Source organism: Ruegeria sp. HKCCE4148, from assembly GCF_017872495.1.
GTDB lineage: Bacteria > Pseudomonadota > Alphaproteobacteria > Rhodobacterales > Rhodobacteraceae > Ruegeria.
In genome coordinates this window covers 150533-169106 of sequence record NZ_JAEDOS010000003.1, presented here as the reverse complement: position 1 = coordinate 169106, position 18574 = coordinate 150533, and the positions used below count along the sequence as shown (strand labels likewise).

The window sequence follows — 18574 nt, the reverse complement described above, 5'->3', positions numbered from 1 at the left end:
GGCTCTGCCCCCGGACCCCCGCCGTATTTGTGAACAAGAAGAAGGGGAGCGATATCCCCACTGGTTAGTCAGAATTCGACCGGGCGGTCGAGTTCGTGGACCTGCCATGGCAGACCGTGTTCGTTCAGCATATCCATGAAGTCATCAGGGTCGAGTTGTTCCATGTTCCACACGCCCGGCTCACGCCAGTTGCCTTTTAGTACCTGGGCGGCACCGATCATGGCGGGAACGCCAGTGGTGTAGCTGACGGCTTGTGATCCTACCTCGGCATAGCATTCTTCGTGGTCGCAGATGTTGTAGATGTAGAAGGTCTTTTCGCCCGAGCCGTCCTTGGCCTGACCCGTGGCGATATCGCCGATGCAGGCCTTGCCTTTGGTTTCCGCGCCCAGATCGCCGGGATCGGGCAGCAGGGTTTTCAGGAACTGGATCGGAATGATTTCCTTGCCGTCATGCATCACCGGGTCGATGCGGGTCATGCCTACGTTTTCCAGCACTTTTGCGTGGGTGATGTAGGCGTCGCCGAAGGTCATCCAGAAGCGGGCACGCTCGATCTCGGGGAAGTGGGTCGAAAGCGATTCCAGTTCCTCGTGATACATCAGATACATGTTCTTGGGGCCGATGGCAGGAAAGTCGAACTCGACCTTGTGGGTCATGGCGGGGGAGTGTTTCCACTCGCCACCTTCCCAGTGGCGCACCTCGGCCAGAACCTCGCGGAGGTTGATTTCTGGGTTGAAGTTGGTGGCGAATTCCTGATCGTTCGAGCCGCCATTGGCGTCCAGCACGTCGATCTGGCGGATCGTGTCCAGTTTGTGTTTTTTCAGCCATTTGGCAAACACGCTGGTCACGCCTGGATCGAAGCCCGAACCGAGGATGGCGGTCAGGCCGGCCTCTTTGAACCGTTCCTGATAGGCCCATTGCCAATGGTATTCGAACTTGGCCTCATCCTCGGGCTCGTAATTTGCGGTGTCGAGGTAGTGAATACCGGCCTCAAGGCAGGCGTCCATCAGCACCAGATCCTGATAGGGCAGGGCGAGGTTCACCAGGATTTCCACGCCGGTGTCCTTGATCAGCTTGACTGTGTCTTCGACCTTGTAGGCGTCCAGTTCGGCGGTTGCGATTTCAACACCCACGCGCTCTTTCACCGCTTTGGCGATGGCGTCGCATTTTGACTTGGTCCTGCTGGCCAGGGTGATTTCGGTAAAGATGTCCGAGTTCATCGCCATCTTGTGCACGGCTGCGTGGGATACGCCGCCTGCACCGACAACCAGTGTTTTTCCCATTGGGTCGTCTCCTAATTATTCGTAATAGGTGTAGCCGTTGATCGAGCCGCGATAGGCGCTCATCAGGGTTTTGCGGTCCTTGGCTTTCAGAGTACCGGTCGAGATCGCCTCGTCCACCATTTTGCGGAAGGCGGCGACACAATCCTGCGGGTCGAACTCGACATAAGACAAGACTTCGGAAATCGTGTCGCCTTCTTGTTCGTGCAACAAGTCAAAGCCGCCATCGGCGCGCAGGTCGATGGTGACGACGTTGGTGTCGCCGAACAGGTTGTGCAGATCGCCCAGCGTTTCCTGATAGGCGCCGACGAAGAAGACACCCATCAAGTATTCCTGATCTTCGGGCAGAGAATGCACCGGCAGGCTGGGCGAGACGCCGTCGGCCAGGATGAAGCGGTCGATCTTGCCATCGCTGTCGCAGGTAATGTCGGACAGCACCGCGCGGCGGTCGGGTGTCCGGTTAAGACTCTGCAGCGGCACGATTGGATGGAGCTGGTCGATGGCCCAGACGTCGGGCAGGGATTGGAACAGCGAAAAATTGCAGTGGTAGATATCGGCCACTTTCTCAAGCTGATCATCCACATCCGTTTCCAGATCGTCGCTGGCAGCAAGCGCCTTGAGACGCGCCATCAGGGACAGGTAGATGCGTTCGGCGCGGGCCATCTGCCGCAAGTCGACATAGCCACGGCGGAACAGGGCGCGCAACTCGTTGCGATAGAAGGTGGCGTCGTTCCAGCATTCCTGCAGGCGATCTTTGCTGAGATATCCACGCACTGCAGCAAGGTCCGAGACCATGTGGTGATCATCGGGCTCAACCTCGGGGCCGTTTGGCGCATCATACAATGTGCTTTCCAGCACGTTGAACACCAGCATTGAGGACGTCGCCACCACTGCGCGCCCGCTTTCGGTGACCAACGTGGGGTGGTCGATTTCGGCCTCATCCATTGCATAGGCCACGGTTTCAACGACGTTGGCGCAGTATTCTTCGACCGTGTAGTTGATCGAGTTTTCGGCGGCCTTCTTCTCGCCGGTATAGTCCACTCCCATGCCGCCGCCGAGGTCGAGATGGGTCAGCGGCACGCCTTCACGGGTCAACTCGGTGTAGTACCGGCAGGCTTCGCCCACAGCACGGCGCACATCGTTGACGTCCTGAACTTGGCTGCCCAGATGCGAGTGTTGCAGCTTTAGGCAATGCAACAGCCCTGCGTCGCGCAGCTTGTCCACCGTAGCGACCAGTTGATCCGTGTTCATGCCAAAGGCCGAGCGGTCGCCCGAGCTTTCTTCCCATTTGCCGCTGATCTGGTTGGTCAGTTTGACCCGGACACCGATCAGAGGTTCGATGCCCAGTTCGTTGTAGACCTTGATCACCGTGTCGGCCTCTTTCGGGCTTTCCAAAACGATGACTGTGTTGAAACCAATCTTACGAGACAGGATCGCCAGCTGGATGAACTCGGCATCTTTGACACCGTTGCAGACGATCAGCGCCTCAGACGCCAGTCGATGCGCAAGGGCTACCACCAGTTCAGGCTTGGACCCGGCCTCGAGGCCATAGTTGTACTTCTTACCGAACTCGACGATCCGGTCGACGACCTGTGCCTGCTGGTTCACCTTGATCGGGAAAACGCCGCGATAGGATCCCTTGTACCCAACACGCGCGATGGCCTCGCGGAAGCTATCGTTCAGATGCGCGATTTCATGTTCCAAATAAGAGGTCACGCGCAGAACCATGGGGGCTTTGATGCCACGGTCATCTAAATCGCTGATAATACCCAGCAGGCTGATCGCTGCTGTCTCTGGCGACATGGGGTTGCGCAGACCGATCTCGCCCTGATCCGTCACCTCGATGAGGCCTTTGCCCCATTTCTCAATCCCGTAGATGGAATGCGGTGCATCGGGCGTCTGTTTCAATCAAGTTGATCCTTAACGTAAGGGTGCCAGTTTCGCGCCCGCCAATACGGCAGCAGTTTGATTCTTCCAAGTGTAAACTAAGTGACGAAGAAAACCGAGTTTTACTCAGGGTGGCGGATCGGTATCAGGTGATTGTCCCACTGACAGTGTGCGTGGGCGCGGATCATAGGGGACAAACCGGTCAAAGTACCAAACAAGCCAGTTCCGGTGGTAAAGACCAACCCGTCTGACCCTGCACCCAAGCCGCAGACATCCTCTAATGCATGGGCATTCGCAAAGGTCCCGTTGGTGACGTCAAACTGATGTAGTACATTGCCGCGCGGGCAAGTGATGGCAATGGCCGTACCGTCCGCCGAAAACGCGACACTCCCCGCATAGCCTTGGAGCATGCTTTGATCCTTGTCGGGGGCCGACAGCAGGCGCGGGGCTTCGCCGAGACGGTGCAGGCCCAGCAGCGGCGGGTGTTCAGACGTGCTGCCCTGCCACTGCATCGCAAAGCCCACCAGCCCGTCTTGTCGAACGGCCAGATGCCGGATCGAGTTCTTGTGTAGATATCGGGGCAAGGAAATCTGCTCAAGAAAAGTGCCGGAAAGGCTCAGATAGGTCAGATTGGGGTCCATCACCGGCAGGTTCAGTTTGGTGCGCCCGGTTTCGGGATGTGTCTGGATCCCGCCATTGGCAATCACCAGCGTTTGCCTATCGGGCATCAAGCGCATGTCATGCGGTCCGACGCCACCCGAGGGAAACTCTGCTATCCGTACAAAGCTGTCCGCGTTCCAGACACTTATGACTCCTATTCCGGCCTCATAGTTGTTCTCGGTCGCGAAGAAAGTTGTACCATCGGGTGAAAAGGTGCCATGGCCATAGAAATGGCGGCCCTCAGGAGCGGTGAGTTGCGCAATCTGCGCGCCGGTGGCGCAGTCGACCACCACGGCAAATGTTCCGGGGCGACGGGCAAAAGCTACGGCCTGTGCTTTGAACGGATGCGCTGCGGCGGCATGCCCACGCGCAGGCAAGGGCACCGAGAACAGGGTTTCGCCCTGCTCATTCAGACCCGCCAGCCTATGTGAACCATCGGGAAACAGCCCTGCAGCCAGAAAGTCGGGCGCCCCAACCGAAGCCCAGCCGCGGATCGGCGAGAGAGTGGCTGCGGTCAGACCGGCCAGGAAGTGACGGCGTGACGGCATGGATCAATCTCCGTCCAGCGAATTGAAACCTGCGCTGATCCCCAGTGTCGGGCCAAGTTCGGTGGAGGCAATGGTGCGGATATCGCGAATGGATTGTTGCAGGGCCTCGATGCGGAACCGCGCTTGCGGGTCGGCAACACCCGCCAAGGCCGGATCATCAATAGACTGGGCGTTCTCGATTGCGCGTTCAAAGGCAGCGTCCAGATCGACTGCGATTTCGGGGTAATCGAAGGACAGTCGGGCGGCCAGATCGCGCAGGGCGATCAGCGAGAGCTCTATGTGGTGCAGGGACCGCTCGGACCGGCGTGCTTCTGCGCGGTTGGGGTGGGGGCGGTCGAATGTGCCCAATGGACGACCCAGCCGGGTTTCGGCGGTGAACTCAAGACCTGTAGACAGGGCTTTGAATAACTCCTGCATCGCCTCATCCTGCGTCCGATAGCGACTGTCCTCTCCGGGTCGGGTTAGGTTTGGGGCATAGCTCAGCCAGTCTTCGGCCATTGCTTGTGCGTTGGCACTGATATCCGCCGTGATAGCCTGAATCAGAGCACAGCGGTATTCTGCGTCGCCCTGATCAGCAAAGGCGGGGTCGTAAAGCATCTGTTCCAGCGCAAAGAAACCGCGCCCTGCGACGGACGTCTCGGCATAAGCTTCGGGGCTTTGGACCGCTTCATCCTTACTGGCGATATGTTGCGACAGCGCCTTGGAGGTGAAACCTTTCGTGTCGGGCCAAAAAGCCATTGCGAAAGCGCGGTCATCTACCTCGGTTGGGCCAAATCGCAGATGGCTGGCGGAAATCCAGCTGTCGAAGGCGTCACCATATGCGGCACGCAGCCCGGGTGAGGTCGGGGTGCAATCCACCAACGCGGCACTGACCAGAGCACCTGTTGTCTCTGGCAGCTTGTCGAACCGAGGCAGGATATGCGTTTCGGTCACATCCATCAGGATTGGGGCGCGATCTTGTGCCAGTGACACGACGGGCATTATCAACGCAGCGAGGAGAGGAAGGTAACGCATGTTTAAAGGCTCTCCAGGAAACGGATCAGGGCATCGCGGTCCGGTTTGGGCATCGACACCACGCTATCGCGTGCAGCTTGTGCTTCGCCGCCATGCCATAGGATCGCCTCTAACAGATTGCGCGCCCGCCCGTCATGCAGGAACTGAGTGTGGCCCGAGACGCGTTCAGTCAGGCCGACACCCCACAAGGGCGGTGTGCGCCATTCGCGGCCCGTTGCGCGGGCCTCGGGGCGATTGTCTGCCAGACCGTCGCCCATGTCATGCAGCAGCAGATCGGTATAGGGCCAGATCAGCTGAAAACTATGTTCGGGCCGGTCGTCCATGCGGTGGGTGACATGCGACGGCGTGTGGCAGGAAGCGCAACCGGTGGCGTGAAATACTTCCTTGCCGCGCAGCACTTCGGGGCTGTCTACATCCCGGCGACCGGGCACCCCCAGATTGCGACTGTAGAAGGCCACCAGGTCCATGCCCAACTGATCAATCTCGAACCCGCGCAAATCATTGTCGCCATGAGGTGCTTCAACGCAATTCACCTGCAATTCGGTGCAATCGCCTTGCGGGGCAGGATAAAGTGGGCTGGAGATTCCAATATCCCCGGCAAATGCCGCAGCCGATTGTTCCATGATTGTCGGCATTCCCGCTTTATGCCCGAACCGACCCATCATCGGTGCGCCATATTCCAAGGACCAGACGATGTTGGGACGACCCGAAATGCCATCCCCATCCGCATCTTCAGGATCAGCGTTGACCAATAGATCTTCGACTGGGATCCCCTCAAGCAGGCCAAGCCCGATCATCTGAGGGGCGACCCGTGGGCTTAGCATCGCCTCGGGGTGCAGGGGCCCGTAGCCAAGGTCGGCTGCCCGGTAGGTTGGGCGGCGCAGTGACGCGGTTTCACCCCCTGACAACGCGATCGGGATTTCCTCGTACGAGATATCCAGCCGGTACTCCGCCGGATGCCCTGCTAGTGCAAAATCCTGCATCTGTCCGCCATAGGTGGGCTCGGGAAGGGTGGCGACATAGTCTGCGATCTCGGCATAGCCATCTTCTGGCGCTCCGGGGATCGAGATCCGAAGGAACATGGAAATCGCCTTGTCTTCAAGCCCGTTCGGGGTATGCCCGCGTCCATCCTTGATATGGCAGCGTTGGCAGGATCGTGCGTTAAACAGCGGCCCCAACCCGTCAGAGGCCAGCGTGGAGGAAGGCGACGAGACCCATTTTTTTTTGAACAACCCATTGCCGACCTTGAAGTCCAGCTCTTGATCGAAGCTCAGATTGCCAGAGGGCTGTGAAAACGCATCTGCGTCATTGCGCACTCGTACAGTCGCGGCCCCGGCAGAGAGCTCTTCAAACGGCTGCGGTGCGCTGAAGTCCTGCGGTGGGGCTGTGACGCCGGCGATGCGGGCGCGTTCATCCGTGGTTCGAGGGGTGATGTTCAGATGCAGATCCTTCAGATCGGCAGACAGGGCAGGGGCAGCCGCAAAAGCGGCCACCATCAAGGCAAAAAGGCTACTCACCTTCGTCCATTTTTGACGCGTTGAGTTGTGCATAATTGGCTTCGCCGATTCTCTCGTACAGGTCGAGCTGCGTTTTGAGGAAGTCGATATGACCTTCTTCATCCGCTATCAATCCTTCGAAAAGCGACATTGAGACATAGTCGCCCACTTTGCGGCAATGATCGCGTGCTTCGGCATAAAGAGCACGCGCGTCCAACTCGGCAGCAAGGTCACATTCCAGTGTTTTCTTGGGCGTTTGTCCAATGCGCAACGGGTCCAGTTTCTGCAGGTTGGGGTGGCCTTCCAAAAAGATGATCCGCTCGATCGGTTTGTCCGCGTGCTGCATCTCTTCGATGCTTTCCTCGCGGCTTTTCTTGGCCATATGTCCAAGACCCCAATCCTCTTGCAGCCAATAATGCAGCTAATACTGGCTTACGGCGGTCAGCTCATTCCGCAGAGACTTGTTGAGGTATTCGATGACCTTTGGATCGCCTTTCATCTGCTTTCTCCTGTGTTACTCCGGCACGCAAAGCGCGGAGCTGCATCGGTAATTCCAGACTATCGTTTGACCGCATCGTGGCTAGGACAAGGGGCATGCACCCGCCTCAATCCGCCGACTTTCCAAGGGCATGATAGATTTTACCGGGGGTGATTACTGTCTACGGGTCCGCCGATCGCATCCAGTCAATGGTCGCGCGGATATCATGATCGGAGATGTTGGTGCAGTGGCAGACAATCATTGTCGTTGGCTCGGTTTTTTCAGGCGATCAGGTGGGGATATGGGCCGGGAAACAGATCTTCCCGGCCCGCTCGGGGGTTATTGGAAAACGGCGTTGGGGTTATCCAGGCTGTCGGACCCTTCAAACGCGATCCCGTCCAGTTCAAGTGCTGTCACGATGCGTTCTATGGTTTTGGTTTGATCGACCAGACCGTTGACGCCACCCATGATCAGGGCTTCGCCACCTTCGTTGCCGCGTTCCAGCATCTGATCATAGGCAAACCCCGCTTCGGCGGTCGACTTGATCTTGCCCAATGCTTGCATGGTTCTGGCCAGTTTCGCCTTCATCTCGGTATCCAGCGCCGGGTCGGTTGCGACAACCAGATCCGACAGGGACGCGCCCGAAACCGGGGTGCCGTCGATGCGTGTGTAGCTGCCCAGATAGACGTTCTGGACACCCAGGCCATCGTAGTAATGGCTGTTATGGGTGTTGTCCGAAAAGCAGTCATGCTCTTCTTCTGGATCGTTCAGCATAAGCCCCAGACGCATCCTTTCACCGGCCTGCTCACCGTAAGACAGTGACCCCATGCCTGTCAGGATCGCACTGATGCCTGCGGCTTCGTTCTCCATCAGGGCGGCGCGGGCTGCTCCGCCTTCCTTCCACTGATCTGCCATCCAGGCAAGATCAGTGACCAACAGATTGGTAGCAGCACTCAGATATTGGGCGCGACGGTCACAATTGCGGCCGGTGCAGTCATCGCCTTTCGCATAGTCGGTGGCCGGGCGGTTGCCTGCACCTGCGCCGTGGCCATTCATATCCTGCCCCCATAGCAGGAACTCGATCGCATGATAGCCTGTTGCCACGTTGGCTTCGATTCCATCGGCCTCGTGCAGCGTTTCGCTCAGCAGTTCGGGGGTAATTTCGCTCGCGTCAATGGGCATGCCCGACAACTCGAAGCTAGGGTTGGCGATGACGTTCAAAACGGCGAATTCGTTCTCGTCGGTGGCGCCGCCATAGGCCGCATCCACATAATCGATCAGACCTTCGTCCAGAGGCCACGCATTCACTTTGCCTTCCCAGTCATCAACGATGGCGTTGCCAAAGCGATAAACCTCGGTTTGCTGATAGGGTACGCGCGCCGCGATCCATGCCGCACGGGCTGTGTTCAGCGTGTCATCCGACGGATCGGCAATCAGGGCATCGACCGATAATTGCAAACTCTGCGCGGCAATGAGGCTGTCTTCAAATTTCGCTTCGGCAATATTGGCGTAGTTTTCAAGCACATCCGTTTTCACGGGCGCATCAGCGGCAAATGCAGCGGTCGCTGCACAAAGTGTCAGAGAGCTGGCTGCAGCAAACATTTTTGTCATGGAAGTGGTACTTTCTTATCTACTCGTGCGGGAATGCCCCGCTGATATTGCCTTTGAGTAACTGAGTGAAATAGTCAACAATGTCAACCTGAGTTTTATTGTCAGGTTTGGAATCTATGTTTAAGTGACGCTACACTCCCCATATCTGGTAGGGCCGGAGCGGGCGGTTGCGATTGCGCGGCGGGTGCTTCCCGTTAGAATTGACGCGGTGATTCTGTTTGTGGTGGTTTGGTTGATGAAGTGTGCAGTTTTGGCCATGTCCCTGCTCCCCGCAGCTCTTGCGGCGCAAGCGACGCAAGTTACAACGCCTGATCACCGTGATGCTGGTCGACTGGATGTTGTCTTGTCCCAGACCGGGTTTTCCCTGAAACTCAAGGTGCCAACCGTGGATGTCGTGGGGTTCGAAGCTCCGATCTCCAACGACGATGAGCGCGCGAAAGTTGCAATCGCGATGTCCGAGCTGTCCAAGCCGCTTGACCTGTTTGTTGTCCCGCTCGAAGCAGGATGCTTCACGACTTCTGCCAATGTGATCCTAATGCACCAGATTGTGGATCAGAACGATACGGGCCGCGCGTCCAGCGGATCGCCGACCGACGAAAGTCATGCGGAATTTCAGGCGGACTATGTCGTTCAATGTCAGGACATGAGCGCGCTGGACAGGTTCGATTTTGCTTATTTCGACCGTTTCAGCGGATCGGAAACGCTGACTGTCCGCATTAAAGCTGATGGGACGGAACAAACCCGTGAAGCTACGCGCGCCGCGCCCGAAGTGATTTTTCCGTAGAAATATCGATGGCTTCGGGCGACGCGATGACCAAAGACATCGACAGCATTCCGTCAAACCATCTTTTTTGGTAACTGTATTTACCGATGGCTGTTCAAAGCTGGATAATCAAGATTGTATGCCCGATGCTGCGAAAGCATCTTGCAATTCTGATATGCATTCTCGGGCTGGTTGCGCCTCGGGCTTCATATGCCTGTGTAGTTTGTACAGACCTGCCGGACGCATCCATCGCGGATCACATACTATCGGCGGAAGTCATTGTGCTGGCTGGCCCGACAACAGAAAATCCATTCAGATTTACAGCGCGCAAAATCCTTAAAGGAAGTCCCGAACGTCTTAGTGCTGTGCCGGAAATCCCTTTTTTGATTGATAGTGTTACGCGCAGAGCATTCCGTGCCGATCCGACGCGAACCGTTCTGCTCACGTATGGGCCGACTTACAGGGATAACGCTGGCCGCGGACTTTCAAGGGCGTGGCAGCGCATATTCATAATGAACCCGGACCGAACTGCGTTTTTTGAGAAACTTCAAACCACGGGTCGGCTGTGGGCCTATGGAGAAAGAGACAGCGCAGAGCGAGTTTTGTTCTTTGCTGAATACCTGTGGCACCCGGATCAAGCGCTGCATAACATGGCATTGGTCGAAATCGGCCTTGCGCCGTATGAACGCGTGCGTCCCTTGGGTGGCAGGTATTCGACAGAGCAGATTGTGAGCGAGTTGAATGACTTGAACCGCTTTGCCTGCAGGTCGGCCGCAATTCGTTTGCTGGGGTTAAAAACTGATCCTCACGCGCGTTCAGTCATACGCTCCGGCTTCGCCAAGTCCTTGAAGTCCGGTGGTTTCAACGGCTACGAATGGGCCCTAGCTGGGATAGAGGCTGAAAATACATCTGCAATCAGAGCGATTGGCCTTGCGCTTCAGAATCCACAAAGGGCGTCAGAAGACAAGAAATTGCTGATCCGCGCGTTGACCGAGGCCGGTTCAACGCAGCCAAGGTTGAGACCAGAAGCCGTACGAACTCTGTCTGAGGCGTTAACCGGGAATAGTGACTTGGCCGTCCAAATTGCTGTTGGAACGCGGGGTTGGGGGCGAACGGTTTTACATCAACAGTTTGAGGCTTTGGCTGCTGAGGAAGAAACAGACCCTGCAACTCAGTTTATGATCAACTTCGTTTTGGGAACTGAATTGTCAACTGAGTAGGTTGGTTTTGGAATTGCCGATCAGTATCGGGAGGGAACTTTGTTTGTCCAATCCCTCTGCTGGCAGACCCAAGCCCGGAACGGACTGCCTGATTGCACTTCTGGGGCTTCTGACCAGCGTTGGATCTACGCCCTCCGACCTTGATGGCCGGCACCGAAAATGACCTTACGAACAAATCAATTAACACGGGTTGGCCAGGTATGTTATGAACAAAATCGAATATAAAAAGAGCTACTGAAAGCTCTGCGATTTCGCCATGAATTATTGCATTAGGGGGGCACTATGAATCGAATTTCCATCTGTATTCTATCGTTGCTTTTGGCACCAACAAACGGTCTGGCTGACGCCGTTCCGAGCGAACAGGCAGCTGAAGGCCTGTTTTCTGATCAACCGTATTCCCCTTATGCGCAGCGTACCTTTCCGGAACGTCCCCTCTGGGGCGACACACACTTGCACACCGGATTGTCCCTTGATGCCGGTGCCTTTGGAAACACCTTGTTGCCTGACGAAGCGTGGCGGTTCGCAAAAGGCGAGCAGGTCATTTCCTCGACAGGCCAAGCTGTACGGCTGGCCCGACCATTGGATTGGATGGTTCTGACTGACCACACGGACCTGATGGGGTTTGCCCCGGATCTACAAGCCGGCAAGCCCGGTGTTCTTGCTGACCCAAAAGGTCTGGAATGGTACGAAGGTTACAAAGCGGGCGGCGAAGAGGCGGGGAAAACTGCCTTTGATATCATCACCAACTTTTCGCAAATGACCTTGCCGGAAGTTCTTCTTGAGTCGTACAGCCCGGGCGCCGACGCTTTTGCCTTCACTTGGGAGCATATCGTTCTGGCGGCCGAGCGTCATAATGATCCGGGTAACTTTACGGCGTTCATCGGATTCGAGTGGACCTCGGTCCCCAAGGGATTCAACCTGCACCGAAACGTCATGCTGCGTGACGGGCCGATCCGGGCCTTGCAAATGGTGCCCCCGGTCACGCAACCCCCCTACGGCGATACAGACCCAAAGTCGCTTTATGCTTGGCTTGAAGAGTATCAGGAGAAAACAGGGGGACGCGCCGTTGCCTTTGCCCATAACGGTAACTTGTCGAACGGATGGATGTTCCCTACCGAAGACACGTATCACGGCGGCAAGGTTGACGAAGAATACGTTGCGGCCCGCGCAAAATGGGAACCCCACTATGAGGTCACTCAAATCAAAGGTGATGGTGAGGCGCACCCGTTCCTGAGCCCAGATGACGAATTTGCGGATTATGAAAACTGGGACGTTGGCAATCTCGATATTACCGAGTTGAAGACCGATGATATGCTAGCCGGAGAATACGCGCGCGAAGCCCTGAAGCGCGGTTTGATGCTGGAAGAAAAGTTCGGAGTGAACCCCTATAAGTTCGGTATGGGCGGGGCGACGGACAGTCATACGTCTTTGGCCACTGCCGAGGAAGACAACTTTTTTGGGAAGTCCGTCAGTGTCGAGCCTTCTGCATCTCGGATCAAACATCCTTTCATTGCAAATGATCTAGGCGAAATTCCCGGCGACCTTCTTGTGGCGTCCGGATACACGGCTGTTTGGGCGACCGAGAATACGCGTTCCGCGATCTTCGATGCGTTCAAGCGACGCGAGACTTACGCAACCACGGGACCGCGGATTGGCCTGCGGTTCTTTGGTGGTTGGGGCTTCAGCGATGCCGATGTTGAAACCCGCTTCCTTGCGAATGTGGGCTACACCAAAGGTGTGCCAATGGGTTCGGACCTGCGCCCGCGCGAGGGCGATGGTGCGCCCAGCTTCCTGATCGCCGCATTGCGCGACCCGGTTGGTGCCAATCTGGATCGCGTGCAGGTGATCAAAGGGTGGCTGGATTCCGAAGGCGCGCTGCAAGAGAAGGTTTATGACGTCGCCTGGTCGGATAACCGCGAAGCTGACGAAAACGGCAAAATCCCCGCCGTTGGAAACACCGTGGATGTAGACACCGCCAGTTGGACCAACACAATCGGAACCGCCGAACTTGTCACCGTTTGGTCAGACCCGGATTTCGATCCGAATGCGCGGGCATTTTATTACGTTCGCGCTCTGGAAATCCCAACCCCGCGTTGGATCCTGTATGACAAGCTGAGATATGGCATCGACCTGCCCGAAGATGCGGTTCTTACGCATCAAGAACGCGCTTATTCCTCGCCGATTTGGTATACGCCGTCCGAGTGAATTGCATGCTTCACGGATTTCGAAGCCGAGGTAGCCGTCGCTACCTCGGTGGTCGTTTGAAACTTCTGCAATGCTCATAGCATTCATTTTCTTGCAAAACCCGATCAGCTGATGCCAGCATCAGTACGTAGAACCAGAGCACGTTTTACGCAGGAGACTTCATGCGATTTTTGAAAGAACCCCTGTTCCACTTTTTCTTGATTGGGGTAGCAATTTTCATTTGGTTCCATATCGTTGCGCCGAACGACCAGACTGTCGAAAACCTTGAAACGATAACATTCGACCAAGACGATATCGCGCTTTTGTCTACTCAGTTTGAAGCGCGGTGGAAACGCCCGCCCGACAATGCTGAGCTGCAAGCCTTGGTCAACGCGTCAATTCGCGAAGAGGTACTTGTGCGGGAGGCACGAAAACTTGGCCTTGATCGTGGGGATAGCGTGATCAGGTCTCGTCTAAGTCAGAAGATGGATTTTCTTACAGAAGCGATCGCCACATCAGTGGTTCCAGAAGATGAGGATCTAGAGGCGTTTCTTGAAGAAAGTCCTGAACGCTATGCTACCCCCGACAAGGTGGCGTTCAATCAGGTCTTTTTGGGCGAACGGCCAAGTGATGCAGAACTTGAGACGGCCCTGGTTGCGCTAGACGAGGGGCAAGACATGTCTGCATACGGGGCTTCGACACTCTTGCCGACCTCAATGCCCCTGACCGTGACCAGAGTGGTGGACTCGGTCTTTGGAGGTGGATTTTCCGACGCTCTGTTAGAGCTCGAAGCTGGCCAGTGGGTCGGTCCGATCCGGTCAGGTTACGGGGTTCACCTTGTTCAGGTGACCGCCATTGAGCCCAGCCAAACGCCGGCTTTGTCAGACATTCACGATGCGGTTTTACGGGATTGGCGTCGCGCCATGAGTGAAGATCTGGCGCAAGCGCAGTATGAAGCTCTTGCGGGTACGTACAAGATTGTGGTGCCCGACCTGTCAGGCGCGACCGAATGAGGGCTTTGATCTGCATAGTGCTTGCGCTTCTGTTCGCTTGGCCCGTAGGTAACGTGGCAGCGCATGCGCTTGATCCGGGATACCTGGACATGCGTCAAATCGGGCCAGGTACGTGGAGCGTTCATTGGCGGAAGCCAGATGTGAGTGGTCAGCCAATGGCGATTGATGCTGTTTTGCCGGATGGATGCGCTCCTGCACGTGGGCCTGACCCGGCTTTCGACGGGCGAGCATGGGTTTCATCCTGGGTTGCCGAGTGCGACGCAACGATCGCGGGCCAACCCATCGCCATCGAGGGCCTTGAGGCTCAGCAAAACGATGTTTTGGTCCGTTTGCACCCACTAGAATCCGAGCCCGCGACGCTTCGTTTCACGCCAGATGCCGCGGTTCAGGACATTCCATCTGAACAGACGACATCGTCAGTATTTGTCGCCTATTTCCAGTTGGGGTTCGAGCACATACTGGAAGGCTGGGACCATCTGCTTTTTGTCTTAGCGCTGTTCATTTTGGTTCGCGATCCGTGGAGGTTGGTCGGAGCTGTAACAGCATTCACGCTTGCGCATTCGATAACATTGGCGCTTGCAACCTTTGGCGTTCTGAACGTTCCCGGCCCACCAGTTGAGGCCGTCATCGCCTTGTCGATCGTTTTTCTGGCGATGGAGATTGTCAAAGGCGGTGAAGGACGGTTCCGGCTTTCAAGTCAAAAACCCTGGATCGTCTGTTTCGGATTCGGGCTTTTACACGGTCTTGGTTTTGCTGGGGCATTGGCCGATATTGGTCTGCCGCCAAACGACATCCCCGCAGCATTGCTTGCGTTCAATCTGGGCGTTGAAGCCGGTCAGCTGTTTTTCATCACAGCCTTGGCGCTTTCTTTGATGATTTGGCGTGTGATTGCGTTTCCGATCAGCCAAAGGGCAACAGTTGTCGCCGCCTATGGCATCGGTTCCGTGTCGATGTATTGGCTTATCGAGCGTATTAGCGGTTTCTAGCCTCACAAACTCAAAGCGGCGGCTTTCGAAATCTCGGCGGGCTTCCCAGTCACGGCTGCTAACTGACGAGCTCAGATTTGATCGTCGTCCAAAGACAGATTTGAAAGAGGTTTATTCTAGGCCAAGGTCCAGTTCGCCCACGAAGGGTTCATTCAAAAAAAATTTTCTGGATGATGGTAGCGGAGGTCCGTCTTGGACACAAACCCCACACATTAACACTCTGTAAAATATGCGTGCCGTGACCTTCAAGGGGTAAGCCGAAAGGTCAATTGTCGTAGCGGTGCCCTGACTGGCGAATTCGATCAAAAGAAATTCGCCTTCACCGGGGTGCTCTGCGTTGAAGGCTGTCGCTATTGCGGCAATGGGAACGTCTTACATAGCCTCCAAGGTATGCTGGAGGCCATTTCGAATGTGATCTTCCAACAGCCTCTTCGCCGTGTCGGCGTCTCTGGCCAGCGCGGCATCGAACATGCCCTTGTGCTCCTTGACCGCCTCTTCGCCGCGATAAGTCAGCACAAGCATCTGATACCGTAAGTACTTGTCGTAGATGATGGAGTGCAGAGACAGAAGGTTTTTGGAGTTGCAGGCCGCGATCATCGCTTGGTGAAACTCCCAATCATATCGTTTCCAGGTTTCTTTCTCGGACTCGTCGCCCTTGAGAAGCTGCTGTTCCATCAGGTGCAGTTTGTGGTGTGCGGCAACGAGGTTGCCTTCCCAATCCGTGTCGCCATTCGCAATGGACAATTCCAACGCGTGGCATTCCAACAGGACCCGCAGCTCTGAAATCTCGGTCAGGTCTTCTCGTGAAACTGGTGTGACCAGGAAACCCCGTTGCTCGGGAGCTTCGACAAATCCGTCGCTGGCGAGCCTGTTCAGCGTTTCACGAAGTGTCGAAAGGCTTGCCGAGTAGCGTTCCTTCAAGGCGTCCAGCTTCAGTTTGGAGCCGGGTTGCAGCTCCCCGAAGATGATGTCTCGCTTGATGCGCTGATAGGTGCTTGCACCTATCGTAGACGGCTGTTTCGCCATGCGTTTCACCCGATATTATCAGTTTCCTCGTTCAGTTAGCATTTTTCAGAGAAATCAGCAATCCAAACTGATGTATGGTAAAAATAAAAATATCATACATTATTGCGGAATCGCGAAAACCCCAATACGGTCGTGACCAAGTTGGGCAAAGTAGCTCGATCGCTATCATCGGTTTCGGGATTTTCCGGACCCTCCGGAAGGAAGCAAAGTGTCTAAGAACTTTCGCATTGCCATTGTCGGCATTGGTCTTGTTGGACGCCGCCACGCAGACGCTATCCGAGCGTTGCGCCATGTTGATCTCGTCGCGGTGGTCGACCCCAGCGATGAAGGTTGTGCTTACGCCGTTGAGCACGGGGTCGCATGTTACGCGACCCTTGAGGAAATGTTTGCAAATCAGACGCCGGACGGAGCTGTGCTTGCGACGCCCACGACGCTTCATGTCGAACAAGGCCTCACGTGTGTTCGACATGGTTGCCCCGTTCTCGTCGAAAAACCGATCGCCGTGGAAGCCGCAGCTGCGCTTGAGCTTGTTCAAGCGGCGGAGAAGGCCAATGTGCCACTGATGGTTGGACATCATCGTCGGCACAATCCTCTGATCCGGTCGGCTAAGGCAGCCATTGTCGATGGGAAGATTGGAGATGTGCGCGCTGTCCATGCGAATTGCTGGTTCTATAAGCCAGACGAGTATTTTGATGCTGCGCCCTGGCGAAAGAAACCCGGTGCAGGGCCCATCTCGGTCAATCTGGTCCACGATGTGGATCTGCTGCGGTATCTGGCCGGAGAAGTCGTGACCGTTCAGGCTCAGTCGGCTTCATCGCAGCGGGGTTACGAAAACGAAGATGTTGCCGGTGCTCTGTTGACGTTCGAAAGCGGGGCGATAGGGACCATAAGTGTATCCGACAGCATCGTCGCCCCGTGGAGCTGGGAGATGACGTCTCAGGAATATCCCATCTATCCTGCAACCACTGAGAGTAGCTACATGATAGGTGGCTCTCATGGTTCGTTGTCCGTTCCCGATCTTCGCCTGTGGAGTTACCAGAGTGAGCAAAGGGACTGGTGGACGCCAATCTCATCGACCGCGCTGAAGAAGGGGGCGTCTGACCCTCTGGTCAATCAGCTTAGGCACTTTGTTGAAGTAGCTCGACACGAAGCAGAACCGATTGTGTCTGGATGGGAAGGCTTCAGAACGCTTCAAGTTATTGAAGCTATTCAGAATTCCTGCAGAACAGGTGATACGGTCAGGATCAAAAACTTACAAAGAACACCAGTGGTAGGTATGACGGCAGTCTAAAATATCAGATATTTTGTAAAAAATCTTGCAAAATGTCCAAAATAGGTCAAAACTCTGAATCGCAAAAAAGAAGCATCATGATGTCTCAGGGAGGAGCAAAGTGATTACCAAACTTACCCGCCGGGCTGCTGTATCAGCCCTGGTCGCAACCGGTGTTCTGTTTAGCGCAACAAGTGGTGCGCTGGCGGAAGACAAAGTCCAACTTCGCCTCGCAACATCAGGGTCGGAGACCGATCAGCGCTCGGTCGCTATGGCCGAGGTTTTCGCGCCCATGGTCGCTGATTTCGCAAGCTACGAGCCCAGCTATAATGGAACCATCTTCGCCCAAGGCACCGAGTTGGACGCCATCAGCCGGGGCAACCTGGAAATGTCGATCACCTCGGCGCAGGAACTGGCACAGTTCTTCCCCGAGTTTTCGATCTTTACAGCAGGCTATGTCCACCAGGACGCCGCGCATCAGGTGGCTGTCTTCAACGATCCCTTGATGGATGCCTTTAAGCAAAAGGCCGAAGAAGAACTGGGCGTCAAACTGCTGTCGGTCATGTATCTGGGCCGTCGTCAGGTGAACCTGCGCCAACCCAAGGATGAACTGACCGTCAGCACCCCGGCTGATCTGGAGGGTGTGAACCTGCGGATGCCGGGCACAGATGCGTGGCAGTTCCTTGGCAAAGCGCTGGGTGCTGCCCCGACACCAATGGCGTTCTCAGAGGTTTACACAGCTCTGTCGACCGGTGCCGTTGACGGTCAGGACAACCCATTGCCGACCGTGGTTGATGCCAAGTTTTACGAAGTGACCAACCAGATCATCCTGACATCTCACTTGGTCGACTTGAACTATATCGCCATTGGCAAGGAAGTTTGGGACGGGTTGACGCCGGAACAGCAAGCCAAGGTTCAGGAAGCTGCGGACGCAGCAGCTGAATCAGGCCGTCAGAAGCAGCTTCAGAAAGAAGAAGATCTTGTCAGCTTCCTGAAAGAGCAAGGCATGGAGATCTACGAACCCGATCTCGCTGCGTTCCGCGATCAGGTACAGTCTATGTATCTGGACAGCGAATTCGCTGGCTCATGGCCCGAAGGCGTTCTGGATCAGATCAACGCTTTGGGCAACTGAGCCCAGTAA

At 55.9% G+C, this 18574-nt stretch carries 14 protein-coding genes and 2 pseudogenes; 7 read left to right on the top strand and 9 right to left on the bottom strand.

The features are described 5' to 3' along the window. Positions 1 to 68: 68 nt before the first annotated feature. The 8 genes and pseudogenes from I9187_RS10655 to I9187_RS10625 form a co-directional block, all read right to left on the bottom strand. Complete coding sequence (locus I9187_RS10655) at positions 69 to 1280, bottom strand: saccharopine dehydrogenase family protein (RefSeq protein WP_171175953.1); 1212 nt, start codon at positions 1278 to 1280, stop codon at positions 69 to 71. Between the two features lie 15 nt (positions 1281 to 1295). Then, the gene (gene speA / locus I9187_RS10650; RefSeq protein ID WP_171175951.1) at positions 1296 to 3185 is read right to left on the bottom strand and encodes a biosynthetic arginine decarboxylase; all 1890 of its coding nucleotides are present in this window, start codon (positions 3183 to 3185) and stop codon (positions 1296 to 1298) included. Between the two features lie 101 nt (positions 3186 to 3286). Beyond that, positions 3287 to 4372, bottom strand: coding sequence for a DUF1513 domain-containing protein (locus tag I9187_RS10645; protein ID WP_171175949.1), 1086 nt, complete (start codon positions 4370 to 4372; stop codon positions 3287 to 3289). Between the two features lie 3 nt (positions 4373 to 4375). After that, positions 4376 to 5386: an imelysin family protein gene (locus I9187_RS10640; RefSeq protein WP_171175947.1), complete on the bottom strand. Its 1011-nt coding sequence runs from the start codon at positions 5384 to 5386 to the stop codon at positions 4376 to 4378. Positions 5387 to 5388: 2 nt separating this feature from the next. Next, entirely contained in the window at positions 5389 to 6882 is a 1494-nt protein-coding gene (locus tag I9187_RS10635) for a di-heme oxidoredictase family protein (RefSeq protein ID WP_171176273.1), read from the bottom strand. A 13-nt stretch (positions 6883 to 6895) separates the two neighbouring features. After that, a pseudogene (gene bfr, locus I9187_RS10630) lies at positions 6896 to 7381 on the bottom strand (bacterioferritin). Further along, positions 7329 to 7622 (bottom strand): annotated as a pseudogene (locus I9187_RS21955) ((2Fe-2S)-binding protein). Before I9187_RS21955 ends, bfr begins: the two co-directional pseudogenes overlap by 53 nt. Before the next feature lie 77 nt (positions 7623 to 7699). Next, the gene (locus I9187_RS10625; protein ID WP_171175945.1) at positions 7700 to 8971 is read right to left on the bottom strand and encodes an imelysin family protein; all 1272 of its coding nucleotides are present in this window, start codon (positions 8969 to 8971) and stop codon (positions 7700 to 7702) included. 256 nt (positions 8972 to 9227) lie between these two features. Between I9187_RS10625 and I9187_RS10620 the strand changes: the two genes are divergently transcribed. From I9187_RS10620 to I9187_RS10600, 5 genes are all read left to right on the top strand, one after another. Further along, positions 9228 to 9755, top strand: coding sequence for a DUF2796 domain-containing protein (locus I9187_RS10620; RefSeq protein WP_171235682.1), 528 nt, complete (start codon positions 9228 to 9230; stop codon positions 9753 to 9755). Positions 9756 to 10246: 491 nt separating this feature from the next. Then, positions 10247 to 10954: a hypothetical protein gene (locus tag I9187_RS10615; RefSeq protein WP_209940187.1), complete on the top strand. Its 708-nt coding sequence runs from the start codon at positions 10247 to 10249 to the stop codon at positions 10952 to 10954. A 282-nt stretch (positions 10955 to 11236) separates the two neighbouring features. Next, positions 11237 to 13159, top strand: coding sequence for a DUF3604 domain-containing protein (locus I9187_RS10610; protein WP_171175938.1), 1923 nt, complete (start codon positions 11237 to 11239; stop codon positions 13157 to 13159). Positions 13160 to 13320: 161 nt separating this feature from the next. After that, positions 13321 to 14151, top strand: coding sequence for a peptidylprolyl isomerase (locus I9187_RS10605; RefSeq protein ID WP_209940186.1), 831 nt, complete (start codon positions 13321 to 13323; stop codon positions 14149 to 14151). Beyond that, positions 14148 to 15137, top strand: coding sequence for a HupE/UreJ family protein (locus I9187_RS10600; protein WP_171175933.1), 990 nt, complete (start codon positions 14148 to 14150; stop codon positions 15135 to 15137). The genes I9187_RS10605 and I9187_RS10600 overlap by 4 nt, the downstream gene beginning before the upstream one ends. Before the next feature lie 372 nt (positions 15138 to 15509). On the opposite strand, the gene I9187_RS10595 is transcribed toward I9187_RS10600, so the two are convergent. Further along, positions 15510 to 16163, bottom strand: coding sequence for a GntR family transcriptional regulator (locus tag I9187_RS10595; RefSeq protein ID WP_170353340.1), 654 nt, complete (start codon positions 16161 to 16163; stop codon positions 15510 to 15512). A 208-nt stretch (positions 16164 to 16371) separates the two neighbouring features. Between I9187_RS10595 and I9187_RS10590 the strand changes: the two genes are divergently transcribed. Both I9187_RS10590 and dctP read left to right on the top strand, forming a co-directional pair. After that, on the top strand, positions 16372 to 17454 hold the full coding sequence (locus tag I9187_RS10590; protein ID WP_209940185.1) for a Gfo/Idh/MocA family oxidoreductase: 1083 nt from the start codon (positions 16372 to 16374) through the stop codon (positions 17452 to 17454). Between the two features lie 100 nt (positions 17455 to 17554). Beyond that, positions 17555 to 18565, top strand: coding sequence for a TRAP transporter substrate-binding protein DctP (gene dctP / locus I9187_RS10585; protein WP_170429695.1), 1011 nt, complete (start codon positions 17555 to 17557; stop codon positions 18563 to 18565). Positions 18566 to 18574: the final 9 nt, after the last annotated feature.

Excerpts from the sequence above, each read along its gene's own strand:
- I9187_RS10600 (WP_171175933.1), top strand. The coding sequence starts at position 14,148 with ATGAGGGCTTTGATCTGCATAGTGCTTGCGCTTCTGTTCGCTTGGCCC.
- I9187_RS10640 (WP_171175947.1), bottom strand. The coding sequence starts at position 5,386 with ATGCGTTACCTTCCTCTCCTCGCTGCGTTGATAATGCCCGTCGTGTCA.
- I9187_RS10645 (WP_171175949.1), bottom strand. The coding sequence starts at position 4,372 with ATGCCGTCACGCCGTCACTTCCTGGCCGGTCTGACCGCAGCCACTCTC.
- I9187_RS10625 (WP_171175945.1), bottom strand. The coding sequence starts at position 8,971 with ATGACAAAAATGTTTGCTGCAGCCAGCTCTCTGACACTTTGTGCAGCG.
- I9187_RS10605 (WP_209940186.1), top strand. The coding sequence starts at position 13,321 with ATGCGATTTTTGAAAGAACCCCTGTTCCACTTTTTCTTGATTGGGGTA.
- I9187_RS10655 (WP_171175953.1), bottom strand. The coding sequence starts at position 1,280 with ATGGGAAAAACACTGGTTGTCGGTGCAGGCGGCGTATCCCACGCAGCC.
- I9187_RS10635 (WP_171176273.1), bottom strand. The coding sequence starts at position 6,882 with ATGGTGGCCGCTTTTGCGGCTGCCCCTGCCCTGTCTGCCGATCTGAAG.
- I9187_RS10595 (WP_170353340.1), bottom strand. The coding sequence starts at position 16,163 with ATGGCGAAACAGCCGTCTACGATAGGTGCAAGCACCTATCAGCGCATC.
- I9187_RS10615 (WP_209940187.1), top strand. The coding sequence starts at position 10,247 with ATGAACCCGGACCGAACTGCGTTTTTTGAGAAACTTCAAACCACGGGT.
- I9187_RS10620 (WP_171235682.1), top strand. The coding sequence starts at position 9,228 with ATGTCCCTGCTCCCCGCAGCTCTTGCGGCGCAAGCGACGCAAGTTACA.
- I9187_RS10610 (WP_171175938.1), top strand. The coding sequence starts at position 11,237 with ATGAATCGAATTTCCATCTGTATTCTATCGTTGCTTTTGGCACCAACA.